This is a genomic window from Actinophytocola sp. (genome assembly GCF_050699935.1).
Classification (GTDB): domain Bacteria; phylum Actinomycetota; class Actinomycetes; order Mycobacteriales; family Pseudonocardiaceae; genus Actinophytocola.
Window position 1 is genome coordinate 1 of sequence record NZ_JBOHGB010000028.1, and the last position, 23,076, is coordinate 23,076.

25 protein-coding genes are annotated in these 23,076 nt (G+C 70.7%); 12 read left to right on the plus strand and 13 right to left on the minus strand.

Going from position 1 to position 23,076, the window contains the following annotated elements:
* The 11 genes from ACRDTB_RS12340 to ACRDTB_RS12390 all read right to left on the minus strand — a co-directional run.
* The coding region (locus ACRDTB_RS12340) for an LLM class flavin-dependent oxidoreductase (RefSeq protein WP_431430258.1) at positions 1-470 on the minus strand (470 nt) is incomplete at its 3' end.
* Complete coding sequence (locus tag ACRDTB_RS12345) at positions 470-862, minus strand: SchA/CurD-like domain-containing protein (RefSeq protein WP_431430259.1); 393 nt, start codon at positions 860-862, stop codon at positions 470-472. The genes ACRDTB_RS12345 and ACRDTB_RS12340, both read right to left, overlap by 1 nt.
* Positions 863-884: 22 nt before the next feature.
* Positions 885-1,751, minus strand: coding sequence for an SDR family NAD(P)-dependent oxidoreductase (locus ACRDTB_RS12350; protein ID WP_431430260.1), 867 nt, complete (start codon positions 1,749-1,751; stop codon positions 885-887).
* Positions 1,748-2,683 (minus strand): amidohydrolase family protein, encoded by a 936-nt coding sequence (locus ACRDTB_RS12355; RefSeq protein ID WP_431430261.1) that lies wholly within the window; start codon positions 2,681-2,683, stop codon positions 1,748-1,750. The genes ACRDTB_RS12350 and ACRDTB_RS12355 overlap by 4 nt, the downstream gene beginning before the upstream one ends.
* 16 nt (positions 2,684-2,699) lie before the next feature.
* Positions 2,700-3,185, minus strand: a complete 486-nt coding sequence (locus ACRDTB_RS12360) for a cupin domain-containing protein (RefSeq protein ID WP_431430262.1) — start codon at positions 3,183-3,185, stop codon at positions 2,700-2,702.
* 103 nt (positions 3,186-3,288) lie between these two features.
* A complete protein-coding gene (locus tag ACRDTB_RS12365) occupies positions 3,289-4,530 on the minus strand; it encodes an MFS transporter (RefSeq protein WP_431430263.1) in 1,242 nt (413 codons plus the stop codon).
* A gap of 192 nt (positions 4,531-4,722) precedes the next feature.
* Positions 4,723-5,946, minus strand: coding sequence for a cytochrome P450 family protein (locus tag ACRDTB_RS12370; RefSeq protein ID WP_431430264.1), 1,224 nt, complete (start codon positions 5,944-5,946; stop codon positions 4,723-4,725).
* A gap of 283 nt (positions 5,947-6,229) precedes the next feature.
* Complete coding sequence (locus tag ACRDTB_RS12375) at positions 6,230-7,426, minus strand: acyltransferase family protein (RefSeq protein ID WP_431430265.1); 1,197 nt, start codon at positions 7,424-7,426, stop codon at positions 6,230-6,232.
* A 211-nt stretch (positions 7,427-7,637) separates the two neighbouring features.
* Positions 7,638-8,339, minus strand: a complete 702-nt coding sequence (locus ACRDTB_RS12380) for a hypothetical protein (protein WP_431430266.1) — start codon at positions 8,337-8,339, stop codon at positions 7,638-7,640.
* Positions 8,340-8,504: 165 nt separating this feature from the next.
* Entirely contained in the window at positions 8,505-9,170 is a 666-nt protein-coding gene (locus ACRDTB_RS12385) for a response regulator (RefSeq protein WP_431430267.1), read from the minus strand.
* Positions 9,167-10,471: a sensor histidine kinase gene (locus ACRDTB_RS12390; protein WP_431430268.1), complete on the minus strand. Its 1,305-nt coding sequence runs from the start codon at positions 10,469-10,471 to the stop codon at positions 9,167-9,169. The genes ACRDTB_RS12385 and ACRDTB_RS12390 overlap by 4 nt, the downstream gene beginning before the upstream one ends.
* A gap of 167 nt (positions 10,472-10,638) precedes the next feature.
* On the opposite strand from ACRDTB_RS12390, the gene ACRDTB_RS12395 reads away from it, so the two are divergent.
* From ACRDTB_RS12395 to ACRDTB_RS12410, 4 genes are read left to right on the plus strand one after another with little or no spacing between them, the layout of a single operon-like run.
* Positions 10,639-11,172, plus strand: coding sequence for a DUF1707 SHOCT-like domain-containing protein (locus ACRDTB_RS12395; protein WP_431430269.1), 534 nt, complete (start codon positions 10,639-10,641; stop codon positions 11,170-11,172).
* 44 nt (positions 11,173-11,216) lie between these two features.
* Complete coding sequence (locus tag ACRDTB_RS12400; protein WP_431430270.1) at positions 11,217-11,735, plus strand: hypothetical protein; 519 nt, start codon at positions 11,217-11,219, stop codon at positions 11,733-11,735.
* Positions 11,732-12,493 carry an ABC transporter ATP-binding protein gene (locus ACRDTB_RS12405; RefSeq protein WP_431430271.1) on the plus strand — a complete coding sequence of 254 codons (762 nt, stop codon included), beginning with the start codon at positions 11,732-11,734 and terminating at the stop codon, positions 12,491-12,493. Before ACRDTB_RS12400 ends, ACRDTB_RS12405 begins: the two co-directional genes overlap by 4 nt.
* A 21-nt stretch (positions 12,494-12,514) precedes the next feature.
* Positions 12,515-15,121, plus strand: coding sequence for an FtsX-like permease family protein (locus ACRDTB_RS12410; protein WP_431430272.1), 2,607 nt, complete (start codon positions 12,515-12,517; stop codon positions 15,119-15,121).
* 57 nt (positions 15,122-15,178) lie between these two features.
* Here the strand turns inward: ACRDTB_RS12410 and ACRDTB_RS12415 are convergent, their stop codons facing one another.
* Positions 15,179-16,093: an NAD(P)-dependent oxidoreductase gene (locus ACRDTB_RS12415; protein ID WP_431430273.1), complete on the minus strand. Its 915-nt coding sequence runs from the start codon at positions 16,091-16,093 to the stop codon at positions 15,179-15,181.
* Positions 16,093-16,569, minus strand: a complete 477-nt coding sequence (locus ACRDTB_RS12420; RefSeq protein ID WP_431430274.1) for an ester cyclase — start codon at positions 16,567-16,569, stop codon at positions 16,093-16,095. Before ACRDTB_RS12420 ends, ACRDTB_RS12415 begins: the two co-directional genes overlap by 1 nt.
* Before the next feature lie 197 nt (positions 16,570-16,766).
* Here ACRDTB_RS12420 and ACRDTB_RS12425 point away from each other — a divergent pair, with 197 nt between their 5' ends.
* The 8 genes from ACRDTB_RS12425 to ACRDTB_RS12460 all read left to right on the plus strand — a co-directional run bounded on the left by ACRDTB_RS12425 (position 16,767) and on the right by ACRDTB_RS12460 (position 23,018).
* Positions 16,767-17,828 carry a medium chain dehydrogenase/reductase family protein gene (locus tag ACRDTB_RS12425; protein ID WP_431430275.1) on the plus strand — a complete coding sequence of 354 codons (1,062 nt, stop codon included), beginning with the start codon at positions 16,767-16,769 and terminating at the stop codon, positions 17,826-17,828.
* Positions 17,829-18,044: 216 nt separating this feature from the next.
* Positions 18,045-18,362 carry a TcmI family type II polyketide cyclase gene (locus ACRDTB_RS12430; protein ID WP_431430276.1) on the plus strand — a complete coding sequence of 106 codons (318 nt, stop codon included), beginning with the start codon at positions 18,045-18,047 and terminating at the stop codon, positions 18,360-18,362.
* An 11-nt stretch (positions 18,363-18,373) separates the two neighbouring features.
* A complete protein-coding gene (locus ACRDTB_RS12435) occupies positions 18,374-18,616 on the plus strand; it encodes a phosphopantetheine-binding protein (RefSeq protein WP_431430277.1) in 243 nt (80 codons plus the stop codon).
* Positions 18,617-18,633: 17 nt separating this feature from the next.
* Positions 18,634-19,527: a cupin domain-containing protein gene (locus ACRDTB_RS12440; protein ID WP_431430278.1), complete on the plus strand. Its 894-nt coding sequence runs from the start codon at positions 18,634-18,636 to the stop codon at positions 19,525-19,527.
* Positions 19,524-20,795 (plus strand): beta-ketoacyl-[acyl-carrier-protein] synthase family protein, encoded by a 1,272-nt coding sequence (locus tag ACRDTB_RS12445; protein ID WP_431430279.1) that lies wholly within the window; start codon positions 19,524-19,526, stop codon positions 20,793-20,795. Before ACRDTB_RS12440 ends, ACRDTB_RS12445 begins: the two co-directional genes overlap by 4 nt.
* Before the next feature lie 157 nt (positions 20,796-20,952).
* On the plus strand, positions 20,953-22,191 hold the full coding sequence (locus ACRDTB_RS12450; RefSeq protein ID WP_431430280.1) for a beta-ketoacyl synthase N-terminal-like domain-containing protein: 1,239 nt from the start codon (positions 20,953-20,955) through the stop codon (positions 22,189-22,191).
* An 8-nt stretch (positions 22,192-22,199) separates the two neighbouring features.
* The gene (locus tag ACRDTB_RS12455) at positions 22,200-22,538 is read left to right on the plus strand and encodes an antibiotic biosynthesis monooxygenase family protein (protein ID WP_431430281.1); all 339 of its coding nucleotides are present in this window, start codon (positions 22,200-22,202) and stop codon (positions 22,536-22,538) included.
* Positions 22,539-22,550: 12 nt separating this feature from the next.
* Positions 22,551-23,018: a hypothetical protein gene (locus tag ACRDTB_RS12460; protein WP_431430282.1), complete on the plus strand. Its 468-nt coding sequence runs from the start codon at positions 22,551-22,553 to the stop codon at positions 23,016-23,018.
* Positions 23,019-23,076 lie beyond the last annotated feature (58 nt).

The window sequence follows — 23,076 nt, forward strand, 5'->3', positions numbered from 1 at the left end:
CCGCCCATCAGCACCGGCGGCGCCGCCGGCAGCGCCGGGCCGATGCCGCCCGCGAAGCCGCGCCGCTCGCCGGACCAGATCGCCTTCAGCTCGGCCATCTGGACCTCGACCCGCTTGCCGCGCCCGGCCATGTCCACGCCGCTCGCCCGGAAGTCGTCCGGCCGCGACCCGGCCGCGACGCCCAGCACCAGCCTTCCGCGACAGAGCCGGTCGACCGTCGCCGCCTGCTTGGCGAGCAGCGCGGTGTTGGTGTACAGCGGCGAGATGAGGATCGACGTCACCAGCCGGGCCCGCTCGGTCACCGCGGCCGCGGCGGCGAGCGTGGTCAGGCTGTCGTAGTTGTCGTACACGAGCCGGTCCAGCGTGGCGAGGCTGGCGAACCCGGCCCGGTCGGCCTCGGCGGCCCACTCGAGCACGGTCTCCCCGGCCACGTCGCGGATCACGCTCGGGAGGCCGACGCCGATGTCCATCACGCGGCCGCTTCGGTGTCGGGCGCGGTGTCGGGCGCGGTGCGGTTCAGCACGTTCTCCATGCCGGCCTTCTGGAAGAACGCCCGCGCGCCCTCGGGGGTGACCATGTCCCGTGGCTCGGCCAGGTGCTCCTCGAGCTGCCGCTCGAACTCGCGGACCTCGGGCTGGCGGCTCATGTGCGCGGCGACCAGCGGCAGGGGGCCCTCCACCTGGATCACCCGGATGGCCGCCTCCTTGCCCACGAACGCCATGGTGGCCAGCAGCTTGCCCACGACCTTGCCATCGGCGTCGGTGACCTCGAAGTCGGGCCGGCCGCTGTCGCGGAACAGCTCCTTGACGGTCTCCTCGCTGCCCGCCTTGATCGGGTAGAACAGCGCGTGCCAGGTGGACATCATTACCTCCGTTGCTGCGGTACTAGTGGCTGGCGGTCACGCCGCCGTCGACGTAGACGACCTGGCCGTTGATGAACCGGGCGAGCGGCGTCGCCAGGTAGACCACCGCGCTCGCCACCTCCTCCGGCTCGGCGAACCGGCCGATCGGGATGCGCTGGCGCAGCCTGGCGACGAACTGCTCGTTCCGCTGGGCGGCCTCGACGAAGTCGGTGCGCATGAACCCCGGGGCGACCGCGTTGACCGTGACGCCGCGCCCGCCCCACTCCGTGGCCAGCTGCTTGACCAGCAGGTTCACCCCGGCCTTGCTCGCGCCGTACGCGGAGAACCCCATCCGGCCGCCGGCGTCCCCGCGCACCGAGGAGAGGTGGATGATCCGCCCGCCGCCGTGCGCCAGCAGGTACCGGCCCACCGACTTCGACAGCAGGAACGCGCCGACCAGGTTGGCCCGCACGACCCCTTCCCACTGGTCGTCGTCGAAGTGCTCGGCCGGCACGGTGACGAGCGTGCTGGCGGAGTTCACCAGCACGTCGAGCCCGCCCCACGCGTCGACCACCGCCGCGACCGCGGCGTCGATCGAGGCCGAGTCGGTGACGTCGAGCGCGAGCGGCAGCGTGGTGGCGCCGTTGCCGGCCAGCTTCTCCGCGAGCTCGGTGGCCTTGTCCAGCGACCGGCCGGCGATCGCCACGGACGCGCCCCGCTCGGCGAACTGCTCGCAGATCACCGCGCCGAGTCCGCCGTACCCGCCGACGACCAGCACTCGTTGCGCCTCCCCGGAATGAAAAGTGTTGGTTGCGTTGCGGGACGGAAGGTTCTGTTTGGTCACGTGCTTGTGGCTGGCTTGCGTCACGTTCCCCTGAGGTGCGGTTGCGAAGCCCTCGGCCTGATTCATGACGCCCTCCTCAGCTCGGCCGAACTGAGTCCGAACAGCTCGATCGCGTTGCCGCCCAGCACCTTCGCCCGGTCCTCTTCGGACAGTCCCAGCGCGTCGATCGACGCGAGCGCGGTGTCCAGCGGGGTGGCGAGCGGCGGTGAGTCGGTGCCGAACAGCATCCGGTCCGGCCCGAACACCTCGACGGCCGCGCGCAGCGCCGGCAGCGACGGTGTCGCGGTGTCCACATGGATCTGTCGCAGCTGGTCCGACAGCGGCGGCCCGTCGAGCTGGTCGCGCCGCTGGGCCAGGTCGAGCTTCTCGCGCAGCAGCGCCAGCGCACCGCCGGCGTTCGGCGCGACGAGCTTGAGCCCCGGGTACCGCCGCAGGCGCCCGGCGATCAGGATCGCCGCCACGCCCATCGTGATGTCGCAGGGGCGCACCACGTGCTCGATCGCGCCGACCTTGCGCATCGCCGCCGCGCCGACCGGCACGGCCGGCGGGTGCAGCAGCACCGGCGCGCCGGCCTCCTGCGCCATGGCGAAGAACTCGTCGCTGCGCTCGTCGTCGAGGAACTCGCCGCGCACGCTGGTGTTCACGATCAGGCCCGCGAACTCCTTCTCCCGCAACCACTCCGCGGCCCGCGTGACGCTCGCCGCGCCCTCCAGCGGGTTGACGTAGACGTAGCCGACGAGCACGCCCGGCCGCTCCCGCACGGTCTCGCCGACCCACTCGTGGAACCTCGCGAGGGAGTCCGCGGGCTGCGCGTAGTTGTCGACGCCCGGCACCGGCAGCATCGTGCCCGCGCCGACCGGGCTGCCCACCACGGTGGTGGTGATGCCGAGCGCGGCCTTGCGTTCCACCATGCCGTCGATGTCACCGAGGCTCGGTGGCATCGGGAACTTCTTCAGCAACTCCGGCGGGGTGACATGCCCGTGCACGTCGATGGTCATCGCGGCCGGCCCCGGGTCAGTCGCGCGGCGGGCCGAGGACCTTGCCGCCGTACTTCTCGGTCGAGGCCATGACCGCGCCGAAGTCGGGGAAGGTGGACGGGTCGAACGCGGGGATCTCCGGCCGTTCGGCCGGGGTCCCGGTCTCGACGAACCAGTTCTCGTAGCCGGCGGGCGTGCCGAGCACCAGGGCCTTCACCGAGTCCGACTCGGCCTTGTACGAGTGCGGCACGTCGCGCGGAAGGAACACCGAGGCCCCCGGCTTCGCGTGGTACAGCTCGCCGCCGACCTCGATGCTCATCTCGCCCTCGAGGATGTGGAAGAGCTCGTCCTCCCGGGTGTGCACGTGCACGGGCGAGCCGTAACCGCGGCGGCACGACAGCTCGGCCAGCCAGTACTGCCCGCCGGTGTCCTCGCCCGTCGCCTTGAACACGACCAGCGAGCCGAAGTGCCAGATTGCCTTGCCTTCCTGTGGCGCGCACAGGAACGGCTTCGTCTCCGACATGGAAAACTCCCTCGAATTCGGGGCACAACCCTCTGGAATTCTGTTGTACCCGGCCTTGCTCGAGCCTCGGGCAAGGCCGGGTCGGAGCCTTCCTCGTTACTTCTCAGGCCGCCGGCTCGAGCACGAGCTCGCGCGGCTGCGGAGCCGGTGCCTCGGCTTCGGGCGTGGTCTCCCGGTACAGCGCGAGAACCGCGACCAGGGCGACCACCGCGACACCGGTGCAGACCAGCATGGCGGTCGCGTAGCCAAACGAGCCCGCGAGCGAGACGACCACACCGGCGGCGGCGAACCGCAGGCCCAGCGAGATGCTGGTCTGCACGGTGAAGTCCGCGCCCGCGCTCGCCGGCCGGCTGTTGTCCATGTTGATCGTGTACATGACCACGAAGACCGCCGAGTTGAACACGTTGAGCAGCACGATCGCGATCAGCGCCCACACCATGCCGCCGCCGTTCGCGAGCGGGATCATCGTCGCGATGGCCACCGCCTGGCCCACCCCGTACCAGATCAGCGCGCGCCGCCGGCCGAGCCGGTGGATCCACAGGCCGGCCCCGATCGCCGCGGCGATGCCGATGACGCCGCCGAGCCCATTGGTGAGCAGGCCGACCGCGCCGACCGACACACCCGCGTCGATCAGCATCGGCACGAGCATCCCGTACGCGCCGGGCATCGCGATCGCCAGCAGCGGGGTCAGCACGAGCACCCAGCGGGCCACGCCGGGCTGGCGGAACAGCGAGCGCATCGTTTCGCGGCGCACCCGGTCGACGGGCACCGGCGGGGCCGGCTCGGTGAACCGGCGGATGAAGTGGATCGGCACGGCGACGACCACGGCGAGCGTCAGGATGGCCGGCACCCAGCCGACGGAGTCGTACACCACCAGCACCAACCCGCCGCCGATCACGTCACCGACGAAGTTGGCACCGATCTGCAGGCCGTTGATGCCGCCCCGGCTGCGGCCGTGCATCATCCGTACCGCGAGCGCGTCGGTGGCGATGTCCTGCGTAGCGGAGAGCACCGCGACGACGGCCAGCAGGGCGACGATCAGCCCGAGGTGTTCGCCGACGTCGAGCGGCGCCAGCGCCACGATGCCCAGCGCCGCGGCCGGCTGCGTGACCACGAGCCAGGACCGGTAGTGGCCCCGCCGCCGCGAGCCGTACTTGTCCACCAGCGGCGCCCACAGGAACTTCAGCGCCCAGACGAAGCCGATTCCGTAGATGATCCCGATGTCCTCGAGCGAGCCACCCCGTTCCCTCGTGATGGCCGCCAGCGCGGTGAACAGGAACCCGATTGCCAGGAACTGGCTGCCGTACAACGGTAAGAACAGCCCGAAGATGGCGCGTTTGCTCATCGGTGTGACACCTCATTCGACATTCGGTCGAGCTTGACTCGGACAATAGTCGCGTTTTACTCGCCCACGCTGTTGAGTCTCGAGTCATCCACGAGTCGGGAAACTGAGGTGAAACAAATGCCCGGAAGGCGTCCTTGCGGTCGCTGGGCGTCCTGAAGGCGTCCTTCCGGGCATTTGCAGTCCGCGCCGGGGTTACGCCGCGCGTTGGGCGTCCGAGCCGAACGTCACCGGGAGGGCCTCCAATCTGTTGATGCCGCGCGGGAAGCCACGCTTCCAGCGCACCTGCTCGGCCGGCACGGCGAGCGACAGGCGCGGGAAGCGCCGCAGCAGCGTGCCGAACGCGACGTCGGCCTCGACCCGCCCGAGCGCGGCGCCGAGGCAGTAGTGGATGCCGTGACCGAACGCCAGGTGCGCGTTGTTCCTCCGCGTGATGTCGAGCCGCTCGGCGTCGGCGAACTGGGTCTCGTCCCGGTTCGCCGAGGCCCACAGGAGCTGGACGACCTCACCGGCCGGGATGGTCACCCCGCCGACCTCGACCGGCTCCCTCGTGAACCGCAGCCCGGCGAGCTCGGCCGGGCCGAACAGCCGCAGCATCTCCTCGACGGCCGGCGACAGCAGCGCGGGGTCGGCCCGCAGCGCGGCGAGCTGGTCCGGGTGGGACAGCAGCGCGAACGTGCCGTTCGCGATGAGCTGCGCGCTGGTCTCGTGGCCGGCGTTGAGGATCGTGATCACCAGCGACACCAGCTCGTCGTCGTCGAGCCGGTCGCCGTCGGTGTCCCGGATGCGCACCAGCGCGGAGATGAGGTCGTCGCCGGGCTCGTCGCGGCGCAGCGCGACCAGCCGCTCCGCGTAGTCCGCCATGGCCTGCGCGCCCGGCGCGACCTGCTCCCACGAGCCCCACATCATGCCCTCGAGTGCCGAGCGCCAGTGCGCGCGGAACTCCTCCGGCACTCCGAGCAGCTCGCTGATCACGGCGAACGGCAGCGGGTAGGCGAACTCGGCCAGCAGGTCCAGCTCGCCCGTGCCGGCCAGCTCGTCGAGCAGGTCGTCGGTGAGCTCCTGGATCCGCGGCCGCAGGTTCCGCACCCGGCGCGCGGTGAACACGGTGGACACCAGGCGGCGCACCCTCGTGTGGTTCGGCGGATCCATCATGGACACCCCGCGGCCGAGGTAGCGCAGGTACTCCGGGGGCAGGCCGGGCGCGGCCGTGGTGTTCAGCCGGCTCTGGTGGCGGGGGTCGTTGCTCACCCGCGGGTCCGCCAGCACCGCCTTGATGTCGTCGTAACGGCTGACCAGCCAGGCGACGGTGCCGTTGAAGTGGCGGACCCTGGTGACCGGCCGCGACTCCCGCAGCGCGCGGTACTCCTCGCGGTCGAACAGCAGGTCGAGCATCGTGGGTTCGGCGGGCTCGGTCATGAGAGTTCCGCCTCCCCGGAATCCTGTTCCGCCTCCCCGGAATCCAATGTGTTGGTTGCGTCGGGGGACGGAGGTTCTGGTTGGTCACGTACTTGTGGCTGGTTTGCGTCACGGTCCCCTGAGGTGCGGTTGTGAAGGACTCGGGCTGATTTCGCTCTTGGGGTTGACACAAGAGGTGTCATGGCGCCTTCTCTCGTCTTGGTCGGGCCGGGTGTGCAGATGGCGGTGCCCGCGGACCGCCCTGCTCGGTCCGCGGGACACCGCCGGGGAAGGGGTCGGTGGTTCAGGCCGCCACACCGTCCGCGCTCGTGAGCGCCGGCTCGACCCGCGTCACCGGGGCCGGACGCTTACGCCGCGGCCGGCTGAAGTTCTTCATCAACGGCTCCTCGACGAGCTTGAACAGCAGCCAGGCCGCGAGGATCGTGGCACCGAGGAAGCCGAACCACACGCCGAGCGCGGGGAAGAAGCCCCACTGGCCGGGCACCTGCGTGCGTCCCCAGTAGACGACGACCATCTGCACCATGAAGAAGGCGTAGGAGATGTTGCCGCCCCACACCATGAACCGGCTGGTGAGGATGCTCTTGACACCGCGCAGGTCCGCCGTGGCGATGGCGCCCAGCGTCAGCGCGTTCGGCACGACCGCGACCAGCGCGTAGGTCCACGGCACGGTCACGAACTGCGCGACGGTCCACGACGCGGCCCAGGTCAGCAGCAGCACCGGGACGCGGATCCGCGGGAACTTGCCCCGCCGCACGATCTCGGCGAGCAGCATGCCGAGGACGAACTCGAACAGCCGCGCGGGCGGGAAGATCGAGATGGCCCACATCTCCATCGGCGAGATCGGCAGGATGCCGGGCTGCACGGGGTCGTTGACGAACACCTTCACCGACAGGGCGAGTGTGGCCATGCCGGCCACCATGCCCCCGGCCCACAGCCACAGCCGGTTGGCGGCGATCCGGCGCACCAGCGGGACCAGGAACGGGAACAGCGAGTAGAACAGCAGCTCGGCGCACAGCGACCAGACGATGACGTTCGCCCCGCCCGGCGGCTCGTTCGGGTCCCAGGTGTGCACCAGCAGCAGGTTCGGCAGCCAGTTGGTGGTGGCGCCGGTGATCAGGACGCAGGCGAGCACGAACGTGACCACGTGGTTGGGGATGACCCGGAAGAAGCGGCGGCGCCAGAAGGCCCGGGCCCGCTCGCCCGGCTTCGCCGACCAGGTGAGCACGAACCCGCTGAGCATGAAGAACAACGACAGCATCGGCAGGCCGACGCCGATCAGGAACTCCGACAGCCAGGTCGCGAACCCCTGGTCCGCGAACGGCGTCACCGGCGTCGTGAAACCCGACGCCGGGTTGAACAGGTGGGTGGAGTGGACGAGGAAGATGAACAGTGCGATCGGGAACCGGAAACCGGTTAAGCCGTCGAGCATCCTTAGCTTCTGGCCCGAGCCGGTCGGACTTTCCTTGATGGTCGCAGACATTCAACGTCACCTTTCGTCGGCGGACGGTAAATGCGAATGACACGTCGACGTGGACGAGCCGCCCGGCCAAACGGGTTTGTGGACTGCGAATCAGGGTGTGCCGAGTGCATCCCGGCGTCATGGGCCGCGAGTCTCGGGCGCACCGGGAATGGTCCCCCGAACGCGCGACGAGGGCGGCCGAGCCGGCCGCCCTCGTCGCGATGCGTCCTCCTCAGACCCGAGCCTCCGCGGCCGGCGCGCCGGCCGGAGCCGAGCGCTTCACCACGAACATGATCCCGACGACGAGGAGCCACACGAAGCCCAGGTAGCGGCCGAACAGCGTGAAGGCCACGAAGACCTGCGAGACGCCGGACAGCGACGCGAGCAGCGCCAGGCCGCCGACGACCTGGCCGGTGATCTTCAGCCACTTCGGCAGCACCGCGCCCAGCCCGGTGGCCGCGGCGACCACGAGCAGGCCGAGTGCCGCGACGTGCAGCGGGCCACCGGTCCAGAAGGTCACCTGGTAGAGCGCCTGCGCCACCTCGGGGCTGGCGGTGGCGTCACTGCCGAGGCCGGCCCCGCCCGCGGCCCCGACCAGCAGCAGCGCGGCCGAGAGCGTGCCGCCCAGCGCCGCGACGCTGGCCGCCGCGCCCGATCGGCCGATCGAGCGGATGATGTTCGCGACGACGGCCGCGAAGACCACCAGCGCGATGCCGGCCAGGATTTGCAGTGCGGCGTTCGCCTCGGCCGCGGAGCCGTTGGCCTCGAACCACTTCTGCACGTCGGCCGCGCCGTCGGTGGGCCGGGGGTAGGCAATGCTGGAGTCGGTGGCGGTGAGGTCCTGCGCGAACCCGCCGGCGACCCACAGGAGAGCGAACAACGCCCCCGTCAGTACGCCAAGGTTTCCCCGGCGGGCACCTTGCGTCGAAGTCATCGCATTTCCTTTCTGGACACATGCACCACGATCCGGCGGTGGTATGTGTTACGGACTGTGGTCGGATCCACTCTGGCAGCGACGCCCGACAAATGCCTCAAGGCAGCGGAGTATCCCGAGTGACGCTCGAGTGATCCGCGAGTGCGGCCGTGTTTCGTGCCCGGCCTACTCGGCCCAGCCGGGGCGCACGAGACCCGACTCGTAGGCGAGCACGACGAGCTGCGCGCGGTCGCGGGTGGCGAGCTTGATCATCGCGCGGCTGACGTGGGTCTTGGCCGTCGCCGGGCTCACCACGAGGCGCTCGGCGATCTCGTCGTTCGTCAGGCCCTCGCCGACCAGCGCCACGACCTCGCGCTCCCGCTCGGTCAGAACGTCCAAAGTGGTCGGTTGGTGGACCTTCTTGGCCCGGGTGGCGAACTCGCCGATGAGCCGGCGCGTCACGCTCGGGGACAGCAGCGCGTCGCCGGCCGCCACCACCCGCACCGCGCGCACCAGCTCGACCGGCTCGGTGTCCTTGACCAGGAACCCGCTCGCCCCCACGCGGATGGCCTCGAAGACGTACTCGTCCTCCTCGAACGTGGTGAGGATGAGGATGTGCACGCCCTCCAGGGCCGGGTCGGCCGAGATGCGCCGGGTGGCCTCGAGCCCGTCGAGGCCCGGCATCCGGATGTCCATGAGGATCACGTTCGGCCGGTGCTCGCGGGCCGCGGCCACCGCCTGCTCGCCGTCGGCCGCCTCGGCGGCGACCTCGATGTCGTCCTGCGCGCCCAGCAGCGCCCGGAAGCCGGCCCGCACCAGCGCCTGGTCGTCGGCCAGCACAACTCGAATCATGATGTCTCGTTCCCGGTCCGGGCGGCGCCGTCATCGGTGTGATCGTCGGTGTGATCGTCGGTGTGATCGTCGGTGTGATTGTGGGTGTGGTTGTCGGCGTGGTGGGCGGTGTGTTCGGCAGGGGGCTCGGCGGAGTGTTCCACGTGGCCGGTCGGCAGTGTGGCGGTGACCCGGAACCCGCCGCCCGGCCGCGGCCCGGCCTCCAGCGTGCCGCCCAGCGCCTCCGCGCGCTGCCGCATGCCCGCGAGCCCGCTCCCGCTGCCCAGCTTCGCGCCGGACACGTCGCCGCGACCGTCGTCGTCGACCTGGATGCGCAGGTCGTCGGGCCGGTACTCCAGTAGCACCGTGACGTCCGTCGAGCCGGCGTGGCGGTAGGTGTTGGTCAGCGACTCCTGCACGATCCGCAGGGCGGCGGCGTCCACCCCGCTCGGCACCGCACGCCGCTCGCCGGTCATGTCCAGCCGCACCCGCAGGCCGGCCGAGCGCATCCGCTCCAGCAGCGGGTCGAGCTGGTCCAGGCTCGCCACCGGGTGGCGTGGCGCGTCGCTGGTGCCGTCCACGTCGCGCAGCACCCCGAGGATGCTGCGCAGCTCGACCAGGACCTCCTTGCTCGACTGCTTGATCGCGGTGAGCGCCTGGCGGGCCTGCTCGGGCTGCTGGTCGAGCAGGTGCAGCGCCACCCCCGACTGCACGTTGATCAGCGACACGTGGTGGGCCAGCACGTCGTGCACCTCGCGCGCGATCTTCAGCCGCTCCTCGCCGGCCCGGCGCTTCGCTTGCTCCTCGCGGGTCTCCGCCTCCTGGGCCGCGCGGTCCTTGCGGATCTTGACGATCTCGGCGACCACCATGATCAGGGTCAGCCAGGCGACCGCGAACGCCACCTCGCCCAGCCCGACCGAGTATCCGTGGTCGGTCACGTCCATGAGTGCCATCACCGTGCCGACCGCGGCGGGGCCGGAGAGCCACGCGATGGGGCGCCGGCCGTGCAGCACGGCGTTGAACAGCGCGATCACCACGCTCAGGAACACCGGCCCGTACGGGTACTCGAGCAGGAGGTACAGCACGGTCACGCCGACCACCGAGAGGAACGTGGTGACGGGGAACCGGCGGCGCAACAGCAGCAGCAGCGGGCCGGCCAGCAGCAGCGTGATGGTCAGGGCGTTGATCTTGTCCGATGCGCCCTGGAAATGGGCGGCGGGAAACGTGGCGGCGACCTGGATGATGGCCGCCGGCACCACGATGGCCACGGCGGGCAAGGCGTTGAGCCCTGGCCCGTGGTGGCTCCCGACCGCGGTGTCCATGCTCTGAACAGTAGATCAGGTGGGCGGTGCGCGGCATTGGACCGAGGGCGGCTCGAGCCGTACTCCACCGGGAGCAGTTACGGGTGGGCGACCGCTTCCCGTGGAGTACCCGAGGTGCCCTCCCACGTGCGACGACCCGGCCGGGCGGCGTCGGCACGATTGAGGCCATGAACGAGCCAAGGGATCACAACTCGCCCGCCAAGGCGGTGCGCGCCTCGGACAGCGAGCGGGAGCGGGTCGCCACGCTGGTCGGCGACGCCGCCGGTGCGGGCCGGCTGACCCTGGCCGAGGTCGAGGAGCGGCTGGAGCGGATCTACACCACCAGGTTCCGGCACGAGCTCGACGAGCTCGTCGCCGACCTGCCGACCCCGCACGACGACCGGCCACGCCCGGAGCGGACGGGTGGCCGGGGCGTGCCCACGCGGCTGCGCGTGCACGCGGCGGTCGCGGTGGTGCTGTCGGTCTTCCTCATCCTGCGCTGGGTCGCCTCGGACGCGCCGTTCTTCTGGCCGGCGGGCCCGATGTTCTTCCTGTTCGGCAGCCTCGTCATGCACGCCCGACTCGTGATCTGGTCGAGCCGTGGTCGAGCGCCCGGTTTTCGTCGGTGGGAGCTGACACCATCGGGGACGCAACGGTACGGCGACCCGACGACCGCGAGCGACGGTCGTGACACGGGCCAGGGAAGGGGCGTACGGGCATGAGCGGCACCGCGCACCACGACAGGACTCGCGCCATCATTCCGCCGATGGGACGCAGAGTTCGGCGGGTCTGGATGGTGCTGCACATCATCAGCTCGGTCGGCTGGCTGGGGACCATCCTGGCCGCGATCGCGTTGAGCGCCGCCAGCCTGACCACCGACGACCTCGACCGGGTCAACTCGCTGTACGTCGCGATGGAGGTGCTGGCGGACGCGTTCTTCCTGCCCGGCACCGCGTTGCTGGTGATCACCGGCGTGGTGCTCGGCCTCGGCACCAAGTGGGGCCTGGCGAAGTGGTGGTGGGTGTTCGTCAAGCTGATCGTCGGCCTGGCGCTGTTCGCGGCCGGGGCGTTCAACCTCCGCTTCGCGGTCTACAACGCCGCGGACAAGGCCGGCGAGCTCCAGCCGCTGGAGTCCAGTGTGGACGTCAGCCTGTTCGGCATGCTCTGCGTGATGGCCGGGCTGGGCATCTTCGCCGCGCTGCTCTCGGTCCTCAAGCCGTGGGGCCGGATCAACTGGCGGCGCAACGCAACGACCCGTCGCGAGGTACAGGAGTCCACCGTATGACCACCTTGACCAAGGACACGATCACCGGGCTCGCCGCTCGCGCGGTCGGTGTCACCAAGGCCTACGGCACCGGGCCGGCCGCGGTCGTCGCGCTCGACGAGGTCTCGGTCGACGTCCACCGCGGCCGGTTCACCGCGATCATGGGGCCGTCCGGGTCCGGCAAGTCCACGCTGATGCACTGCCTCGCCGGTCTGGACACAGTGGACACCGGCGAGGTGTGGATCGGCGAGACCGAGCTGGGCGGGCTGAACGACCGCGGCCTCGCGGACCTGCGCCGCAACCGGGTCGGCTTCATCTTCCAGCAGTTCAACCTGCTGCCGACGCTGTCCGCGGAGGAGAACATCACGCTGCCGCTGGCGATCGCCGGCCGCAAGGCCGACCCGGAGTGGTTCGGCCGGGTCGTGGACGCCGTCGGGCTGGCCGACCGGCTCACCCACCGGCCGAGCGAGCTCTCCGGCGGCCAGCAGCAGCGGGTGGCCTGTGCCCGCGCGCTGCTGCCCAAGCCGGACGTCATCTTCGCCGACGAGCCGACCGGCAACCTCGACTCGGGGTCCAGCACGGAGATCCTGCGGTTCCTGCGCCGCTCGGTCGAGGAGTTCGCGCAGACCATCGTGATGGTCACGCACGACGCCAACGCCGCGGCGTACGCCGACCGCGTGGTGTTCCTGCTCGACGGCCGGCTCGTGCACGAACTGTCCGACCCGGACGCCGAGGCGGTGCTCGACACCATGAAGGCGCTCGACACGCTGGGCGCGTGAAGCTCCCGAAATGAGGTCGTGATGCTCAAGGCAACCCTGAAGGGTTTGCTCGCCAGGAAGCTCCGGCTGACCCTGGCCGGCCTGGCTGTCGTGCTCGGCGTGATGTCGGTGTCGGCCGCCATGATCACCACCACCACGGTCGGCAGCGGGTTCGACTCGGTCTTCCGCACCATATCGTCCAATGTGGACGTGTCGGTGTCCGGCAGGTCGAACGTGGACGCGGAGTACCAGGGCAAGGCGTTCACCCCACCGGTGCCCGCGTCGGTGGTCGACGAGCTGGCCGACGTGCCGGGCGCGGCGAAGGTGACCGGCGAGGTGCAGGCCGACGGCGCCCGGCCGATCGGCCCGGACGGCAAGACGATCAGCGTGCAGGGCCCGCCGCGGACCGGCCGGGCCTGGCACGGCGAGACCGGCATGATCCGGCTGAAGGAGGGCCGCGGGCCCACGGCCGACGACGAGGTCGCCATCAACGGCGGGCTCGCCGCGCTCGGTGGGTTCACGGTCGGCGGCACCATCGATGTGCTGACGCTGCAACCGCGCCAGACCTTCGAGGTCGTCGGCATCTACGGGTTCAGCAACGGCCTGGACACGCTGGGCGGCAGCACCGAGGTCGCGTTCACCGAGCCGGTGGCGCAGCGGGTGATGCTGGGCAAGCCCGACGTGTACAGCTCGGTCACGGTCACCGCCGCGGACGGCACGTCGCCGAACGAGCTGGCCGACCGGGTCGCCGAGGCCGTCGGCGGGAACTACGCGGTGCGCACCGGCGACGAGCTGGCGAACGACACGGCGGGCGACGCCATGGCGTTCCTGGACATCGTGAAGATCGTGCTGCTCGGCTTCTCCGGGCTGTCGCTGCTGGTCGGCATCTTCCTGATCCTCAACACGTTCTCGATCCTGATCGCCCAGCGCACCGGCGAGCTGGCGCTGATGTCCGCGCTCGGCGCGCGGCGGCGGCAGATCGCCGGCTCGGTCCTGGTCGAGGCCGTGCTCGTGGGCACGGTCGCGTCCGGCATCGGTCTCGGGCTGGGTGTGCTGGTCTCGATGCTGCTGAAGTCGGTCATGGAGTCGAACAGCGGCGCGCAGCTGCCGGTGTCGCTGATCGTGCCGACGAGCGGCATGGTGCTGGCGTTCGTGGTCGGCGTCGGGGTCACCGTGGTGGCCGCGCTGGTGCCGGCGCGTCGTGCGTCGCGGGTGCCGCCGGTCGAGGCCATGCGCGCGTCCGCGGCCGAACAGCGGTCGCTGACCCGGATCACGGTGCTGGGCGCCGTCGCGGCCCTCGTCGGCGTCGGCGCGGTGGTCGCCAGCCTGGTCAGCGACCTCGGCGGCAACCGGTGGGCGGCGCTGGGCGGTGGGATCGTGCTCGGCCTGTTCGGGCTGGCGCTGCTGACGCCGGTGGCGAGCCGGGTGCTGCTGCCGGGGCTCGGGCGGCTGCTCGGCCGGTCGATGCCGACCAAGCTCGGCCGGCTCAACGCGGCCCGCAACCCGCGGCGGACGGCCATCACGGTCGCGACGCTGGTGGTGACGCTCGGCCTGGTCGGCGGCGTCGGCGTGGTGGCGGAGTCGCTGCGGGCCGACGTGACCACCCGGGTGGGCACGGACCTGGCCGCGGACTTCGTGGTCGCCGGCGACGGGGTGACCGGCCGGGCGGGCGGCGGCGCGGGCGGCGGCCCACCGACCGACGCGGACGGGCGGATCATGCCGACGTTCGAGGAATCGGTGTTGGGCGAGGCCCGCGGGGTCGACGGTGTCGCGGCGGCCACCGCGCAGTACCTCGACAACGTGCAGGTGGCCGGCGCGGGCGACCGTGAGCCGGCCGGGAGCCCGGCGAGCGGTGGTTCGCTCGAGGAGCTGACCGGGGTGCTCGGCCTGGAGAAGGTGTCCGGCTCGCTCGCCGACCTGGGCGCCGGCGAGGTGGCGATGGACACCGAGACGCTGTCCGAGCGCGGCCTGCGTGTCGGCGGCTCGGTGCGGGTCGCGACCGAGCGCGGCGGCTGGCGGGAGTACCGGATCGTGGGCAGCTACGAGCCGATCTTCCTGCTGCGCGGCCCGGTGTTCTCGCCGGACGACGCGAAGCGGGAGTTCGTGTCGGCGCTGCCGGCGATCGGATACGTGAAGCTCGAGCCGGGTGCGGACGTCGCGGCGGTGAAGGGCGAGATCACCGACCTGGTGGCCGACAACCCGGAGGTCTCGGTCCAGGACCAGACCCAGGCCGCGGACGCGGCATCCAGCCAGGTGGACATCGCCGAGCTGATGCTGTACGTCCTCTTGGGACTGTCGGTCGTGATCGGCGTGCTGGGCGTCATCAACACCATGGCACTGTCCATCCTGGAGCGGACGCGTGAGCTGGGCCTGCTGCGGGCCATCGGCATGCGCCGCTCGCACATGGTGCGCATGGTGGTGGCCGAGTCGCTGGTGATGGCCGTGTTCGGTGGTCTGCTCGGCCTGCTGTTCGGTGGCCTGGCCGGCGCCGCGGTCGTGGCGGTGGCCGGGTTGGCGGAGCTGGCCTTCCCGTGGACGTCGCTGGCGATCTTCCTGGGCCTGGCCATCGTGGCCGGCCTGCTGGCCGCCCTGGCCCCGTCCGCCCGGGCGGCGCGGGTGAACGTCCTGTCCGCCATCGCCTACGAGTAAAGGGCGAGGAAGGACGCCTTGCGGACATTCAACGTCCGCAAGGCGTCCTTCCTGGCTCTAGGCCGCGGCTTCGCCCGGGGGCGGGTAGTGGGACAGGCCCGAGATCTGTTCGAAGTAGGCCAGCAGCGCGGCCACGTCGTGCTCGCCGAGGCCGGCGTTCGTGGCGGCGGTCAGCCAGTCGTGGCTCGCCGCGGTGGTGGGCATGGGCACACCGAGCCGCCGGGTCTGCGCCAGCACCAGGTCGAGGTCCTTGCGCATCAGCTTCAGCCGGAAGTCGGCCTTCTCGAACGCCCGCCTGGCCATCACGCCGGCCTTGAACTTCATCATCGGTGAGCTGTAGCCGCCCGCCGCGATCAGCTTGATCAGCGTGCCGCGGTCCAGGCCGGCTCGCTCGCCGAACACGATGGCCTCGGTCAGCGCCTGCATCTGCACGCCCATCAACAGGTTCAGTGCCAGCTTGGCCGTTGCCCCCATGCCGCCGGGTCCCAGGTGGACGATCTCCTTGGCGAGCGGCCCGACGACCGCGGTGAGGACCGCGACGTCCTCGGCGGTGCCGCCGATCATGAAGCGCAGCTCGCCGTCCTTCGCGTGCGCCGCGTTGCCGAGCACGCACGCGTCCAGGCCGCGGTGGCCGGTCGATGCCAGCTTGGCCTGCAAGGACGTGGCGAAGTCCGGCGCCACCGTTGACATGTCGGCAACGATCGCGCCGGGCGGGAGGCCCTCGACCGCGCCGGAGGGGCCGAACAGCAACGCCTCCACGACCTCGCTCGTCGCCAGCGACAGGAACACGACCTCCGCGTCCCGCGCCGCCTCCGCCGGGGTGTCCGCCAGCACCGCGCCCTCGGCCGCGAGCGCCTCGCCCCGCGAGCGGGTCCGGTTGTACACCGTCACCTTCTCGCCCGCCGCGAGCAGGCGGGAGACCATGCCCCCGCCCATCGCGCCGAGGCCGATGAAGGCGATCTCGTGCGCCATCAGCTCGCCTTCGCCTCGGGGATGGCGACGCCCCGCGGCGGCGCGGCACCGGCCGGCGGCTTCGGCTCCTCGACGATCCCGAGCTCGAACAGGATCCGCGGGAAGTCATCGCTGATCCACGACTCCACGACCTTGCCGTCCCGCACCCGGTGCAGGTCGACCCCCTCGACGACGAACGTCCGGCCGGTCGGCGGCATCCACATGAGCGGGCCGGTGTGCGTGCCGGTCGTGCGGAACCGCAGGCCGACGAGGTCGCCGCTGGCGAACATGTCCTGGATGCCACAGGTGAAGTCGGGGAACGCGCGCTTCCAGAACTCCACGGCCATCTGGAACGCCGCCGGGCCCTTCGGCAGCTCCAGGCCGGCGGTGTGCACCTCGTAGTCCTCGGCGAAGACGTCGTTGATGAACTCGAGGTTCCCGTTGTTCAGGCCTTCCTCGGTCACGTACCTGACGAGTTCGATGTTCTCTTCGGACATCGGCAGAACCTCCGCGCGCGGCATTGTCGGTAGACGCCCACCATTTCAACCACGCGTCCCGACGGCTTCTGGACGACGTCCCAGCCCGACGTGAACAATTCCCAGGAATGCCGGGATGTGTGTCCCGGACTTGTTGTCGGGCCATTATCGAGGTGTTAGCGTCGGGAAGCCATGAATTGTCTTTGACGGAGGCCGAGATGCAGACCACCCAGGTTTACGCGGTCAACCGGGACGTGGCCGACTGCCTGCAGACTCGCACCGAGGAGATCGCGGCGCCCCCCGCGGGGCACGTGCGGGTCAGGGTCGAGGCGGCCGGCGTCTCCTACGGTGACCTGCTGTTCCAGCGCGGCGTGGTGCCCGGCGGCCCGAAGCCGCCGTTCGTGCCGGGCTGCGATCTCACCGGTGTCGTCGAGTCCGTCGGCGCCGGCGTGACCGGTCTCGCGCCCGGCCAGCGGGTGACCGCACTCGTCGCCTCCGGCGGGTACACCACCGCGGTGAACCTGCCGGCCGAGCGCGTGGTGCCGGTGCCCGACGGGGTCGACCCGGTGCACGCGGCCGCCGTGTCGCTCAACTACTTCATCGCCTACCAGATGCTGCACCGGGTCGCGCGGGTGCGCTCCGGCCAGCGCATCCTCGTGCACGGCGCGTCCGGCGGCGTCGGGCTGGCGTTCCTGCAGCTCGCGGAGCACATCGGCGGCGTGACCGTGTTCGGCACCGCGTCCGCCGCCAACCTCGACGTGGTCCGCCGGCACGGCGCGGTCGCCATCGACTACCGCGACCAGGACTTCGCCAACGTCGTGCGTGGCTCCGTCGACGCCGGGGGCGAGCTCAACGCGTGGACCGCGTACGACAAGAACGGCACGGTGGACGCCGCGTTCGACCCGATCGGCGGCGCGCACTTCTGGCGCTCCTACAGCGTGCTGCGCCGCGGCGGCCGGCTGGTCGCCTACGGGCAGAACGACGCGCTGCGCGACGGCAAGCCCAACATGTTCATCGGCGCGGTCGGCTTCCTCGGCGGCATCGTGGCGCCGAAACTGCGCCCGGACGGCCGTAGGACAGGCTTCTACAACGCCTGGTCGCTGGAGAAGTCCCAGCCGAGCGCCTACCGCGAGGACCTGACCGAGGTGCTGAACCTCCTGTCCGCGGACAAGATCGCGCCGCGGTCGGTCCGCACGGTGCCGCTGCGCGAGGCGGAGCGGGTCTTCGCCGACCTCGAGCGCGGGGTCACCGGCAAGATCGTGTTCGACTGCACCGAATAAGTCGCGACGGAAAAGATGCCGGTCTGGCTTTCGCCAGGCCGGCATCGTCACGTTCACGGAATTACTCGAGCCCCGCTCGACAGCCCCGGTGGCTGGGACACCCGACTCATGACCATGGGACGGGAGGGAACGCATCCTCAATGGGAACCCGTCCGAATCGGCCGCTCGAATGTGCAGCACAACGCCACGAGCGCCCTCGAAGCTGGAGTGACCGGCGTGCATCGAACACTGATAGTCGCGCGAATGATGCCCGACTCAACCGAGAACGTCCGCGACATCTGGGCCGAGTCCGACGCGACGGAGCTCCCGCGGATCGCCGGTGTGGAGCACCGGTCCCTGTGGCAGCTGGGCGACGTCTACATCCAGCTGCTGGAGACGGCCGAGCCGGGCCCGGGGACCATCAACCGGATCAAGGGACACCCCGAGTTCGTCCGCATCAGCGAGCGGCTCGGCGACTTCGTCTCCCCATACCTGCCGACCTGGCGCTCGCCGAAGGACGCGCAGGCCCAGTGCTTCTACACCTACGACAAATAAGGAGCCCTCACATGGCTGTGTCGTTCGGCGACATCGAGTCGATCCTGGTGAAGAAGGTCGGCCTGGCCCCTCAGGCGCTGGCCGACGGGCCGGAGAACACGCTCGAGGAACTCGGCCTGGACTCCCTCGCGGTCCTCGAGGTGCAGATCGTCATCACCAAGCAGTACGGCGTGGAGATCCCCGACGAGTCCGCGGAGCTGTCCGTCGGCGAGATCGTCGAGTTCATCAACCAGGCCTTCGAGCAGGCGGCGTAGCGGAGGAGAAAGTCGACATGGCTGGGCACACCGACAACCAGATCCGGATCGAGGCACCGTTCCAGCTCGTCTGGGACATCACCAACGACGTGCCGAACTGGCCGAACCTGTTCACCGAGTACGCCGCGACCGACGTGCTGAGCGAGGAGGGCGACACGATCACCTTCCGGCTCACCATGCACCCGGACGACAACGGCACGGTGTGGAGCTGGGTCAGCGAGCGCACCCGCCACCACGACGAGAAGCGCACGCACTCGCACCGCATCGAGACCGGTCCGTTCGAGTACATGGACCTCGACTGGTACTACGAACAGGTCGAGGGCGGCGTCATTCTGCGCTGGGTGCAGGACTTCCACATGAAGGACACCGCGCCGGTGGACGACGAGTGGATGGTCAACAACATCAACAAGAACTCGAAGATCCAGCTGCGGATCATCAAGGACAAGATCGAGAAGGCCTACCACTCGCGGCGCGCGCGGGCGCATAACGTGGTGTCCATTCACGACTGTCCACAGGACCACCGTCGCGGTGGGACCATCCAGACGCTGCTGTCCCCGCGCACGGTCGGCAGCACGTCCGGGTTCATGGGCGGCGCCACGCTGGGCGCGGGCGAGGCCATCGCCGAGCACTACCACCCCTACAGCGAGGAGTTCGTGTTCTGCATCCGCGGCGAGCTGGAGGTGGACGTGGAAGGCGAGGCCGTCCCGGTCCCCGCCGGCAGCGCGATCCTGGTGCCCAAACAGACTCGCCACCGGCTGCGCAACGTCGGCGACGGGGAGGTCTTCGCGGTGTTCCACCTCGGCCCGCTGGCCCCGCGGCCGGAGCTCGGCCACGTGGACACCGAGACCTGCGAGGAGGCCGCCGCGCTGTCCGCGAGGCTCCTGGCGGAGCGGGAGACGAAGGCCGCATGAGCCCTTACCGGAGGGTCGTCGTCACCGGGGTCGGCGTGGTCGCCCCCGGTGGCGTCACCAGAGACCAGTTCTGGGACACCCTGACCGCCGGGCGCACCGCGACGCGGACGATCACGTTCTTCGACGCGAGCAGGTTCCGGTCCAAGGTGGCGGCCGAGGTGGACTTCGACCCGGCCGCCGCCGGGCTGTCCCCGAGGGAGATCCGCCGCGCGGACCGCTATGTCCAGTTCGGACTGGCGTGCGCGGCCGAGGCGATCGCCGACGCGGGCCTGGAGCTCGACGAGCGGACGCTGGAGAACACCGGCGTGGTCATGGGCTCGGCGGTCGGCGGCACGATGGCGCTGGAGGCCGAGTACGTCGCGGTGTCGAACTCCGGCCAGGACTGGCTGGTCGACCACACCTACGCCGGCCCGTTCCTCTACCAGGCGCTGGTCCCGTCGAGCCTGGCCGGCGACATCGCGCACCGGTACGGCACGCACGGGCCGGCCCAGGTGGTGTCGACCGGCTGCACGTCGGGAATCGACGCCATCGGCTACGCGTGGAACCTCGTGCAGGACGGCGAGGCCGACGTGGTCATCGCGGGCGCGTCGGACAGCCCGATCTCCCCGGTGACGGTGTCCTCGTTCGACGCGATCAAGGCCACCACGCCGGAGAACGACGACCCCGAGCACGCCTCGCGCCCGTTCGACGCCACCCGCAAGGGCTTCGTCATGGGCGAGGGCGGCGCGGTGCTGATCCTCGAGGAGCTCGACCACGCACTCGAGCGCGGGGCGAAGGTCTACTGCGAGGTCACCGGCTACGCCAGCCGCTCCAACGGGTTCCACATGACCGGGCTGCGCCCGGACGGGCTGGAGATGGCCGAGGCCATCCGAGTCTCGCTGGACCAGGGCCGCACCGACCCGACCGACGTGGACTACATCTGCGCGCACGGCTCGGGCACCAAGCAGAACGACCGGCACGAGACCGCGGCGTTCAAGAAGGCGCTCGGCGAGCACGCGTACCGGACCCCGGTCAGCTCGATCAAGTCGATGATCGGCCACTCGCTCGGCGCGATCGGCGCGATCGAGATGGCCGCGTGCGCGCTGACGATCGACCGGAACGCGATCGCGCCGACGGCCAACTGGTCGCAGCGCGACCCGGAGTGCGATCTCGACTACACGCCCAACACGGCCCGCGAGGCCAGGGTGGACGTCGCCCTCTCGGTCGGCAGCGGGTTCGGCGGGTTCCAGTCGGCGATGGTCTTCAGCCGCTTGAAGGAGGCGTCATGACACCCCGTGTGTCAACCCCAAGTGCGAATCAGGCCGAGAGCCTCGCAACCGCACCTCAGGGGACCGCGATGCAAACCAGCCACAAGTACGTGCCCAACCAGAACCTTCTGTCTCCCAACGCAACCAACACAATAGAGTCCGGGGAGGCGGAACAGTCATGACTCGCGCGGTGATCACCGGCATCGGGGTGGTCGCACCGTCCGGGATCGGTGCCGACGTGCACTGGAAGTCCATTCTGGACGGTGGCTCGAAGCTGGGCGGGATAAGCCGGTTCGACCCGTCCGGCTACCCGGTCACGCTCGCCGGCGAGGTGCCGAACTTCGACGCCGACGTCCACGTGCCGCCGCGGTTGAAGGTGGCCACCGACCGGTGGACCTGGCACGGCTTCGCCGCGGCCCATGAGGCGCTGGACGAGTCCGGCATCGATCTGTCCACCCTGGACCCGTACGACACGGCCGTGGCGCTCGCGAGCTCCTCGGGCGGCAACGAGTTCGGCCAGGGCGAACTGGCCGCGTTGTGGTGCGAGCCGGACGGCAAGGTCAGCGTCTACCAGTCGATCGCCTGGTTCTACGCCGCGAGCGTCGGGCAGATCTCCATCCTGCACCAGCTCAAGGGCCAGTGCAGCGTGCTGGTCGCGGAGAGCGCGGGCGGGCTGGACAGCTTCGCGCAGGCCACCCGCACGATCCGGCGCGGCACCACGATGGTGCTCGCGGGCGGGACCGAGGGCCCGCTGTCGCCGTACGCGCTGACCTGCCAGCTGGCCAGCCGGCGCATGTCGGAGAGCACCGACCCGGAGACCGCGTACCAGCCCTTCGGGGCCGGGGCGAGCGGGTACGTGGCGGCCGAGGGCGGCGCGGTGCTGCTCGTCGAGGACCTCGACCACGCGCTCGATCGGGGCGCGGAGATCCACGGCGAGGTGCTCGGCTGGGCCGCCACGCACGACGGCCGGCCGAGCCGGCCCGGCTACGGCGGCGACCAGGTGCGGCTGGCCAGGGCCATGCGGCTGGCGCTGGAGCGCGCGGACCGTGAACCGTCCGATGTGGACGTCGTGTTCGCGGACGCGCTCGGGGTGCCCGAGTGCGACCGGGTGGAGGCCGCGGCCATCCGCGAGGTGCTCGGCGACGAGGTGCCGGTCACCACGCAGAAGGGCCGCATCGGCCGCATGTACCAGGGCGGCGCCGCGGTCGACGTGGCCACCGCGCTGCAGGCGATGCGCTACGACCTGCTGCCGCCCACCCATGGGCTCACCGACCCGGCACCGGGCTGCGAGCTCAACTTCGTCCGCGAGCCCACCGCCGCGCGGACCTCGCTGGCACTGGTCAACGCACGCGGCTTCGACGGGTACAACACCGCGCTCGTCGTCGGTCGGTACGAGCCGGCCGGTACGAGCGGTTAGGAGGCGACATGGGTGACGCACCGCCGCGGGCGCGGATCGTGTTCCTGATCCGGGTGCCGGAGGAGAACGTCGAGCGGTTTCTCGCCGCCTACGCGCGGATCCGGTACGAGGTGGCCGGGGGCGTGCCGGGGCACGTCCTCGACCAGGTCTGCCAGTCCACATCGGACCCGGAGCAGTGGCTCATCACCAGCGAGTGGGAGTCGCTCGAGCACTTCGTGGCCTGGGAGCGGAGCCCGGGGCACCGCGAGCTGGCCGGGCCGATGCGGGCCTGCATGACCGAGGCGCGGTCGATCAAGTTCGAGATCCGGGAAGAGACCAGCAAGACCACCACGCGGCTGGCCTCCTGAGAGGAACGGGAAATGGACACGACTCTCACCATCATGAGCATCTGGGTGCTGGCCTGGTCGGGCATTCAGCTCGGCACCTTGTGGATCATGAAGCTGTCGATCCTGCCGCTGCTGAACGCGTTGCCGTACGGCCGGTACGTCAACACCTGCCAGCTCATCGACATGCACGTCTTCCACCCGATCGCCGTGTGGGGCGGCGTCGTCGCGGGCGCTGTCGGCATGGTCGCGGCGTTCGTCACCTCGTCCGGTGTGGCGGCGGCGCTGTTCGTGATCGGCTCGCTCGGCATGCTCGGCGTCGGCCTCACCTCCGAGGGCGTGAACCGGCCGATCTGGCGGCAGATCGAGAAGTGGCCGGTCGACACCGTGCAGGACGAGAAGTGGGCGGCCAAGCGCCACGTGTGGCACATCGCCCACCAGGTCCGGACCTACTTCGCGGTCGTCGCGGTCGCGGCCTACATCGGCGCGGTGCTGGCCGCCTGACCAGTGCGGTGGCCAGCGACGTTCGCCGGGTCTCTCGACGCGCCAGCGAAAACCTGGA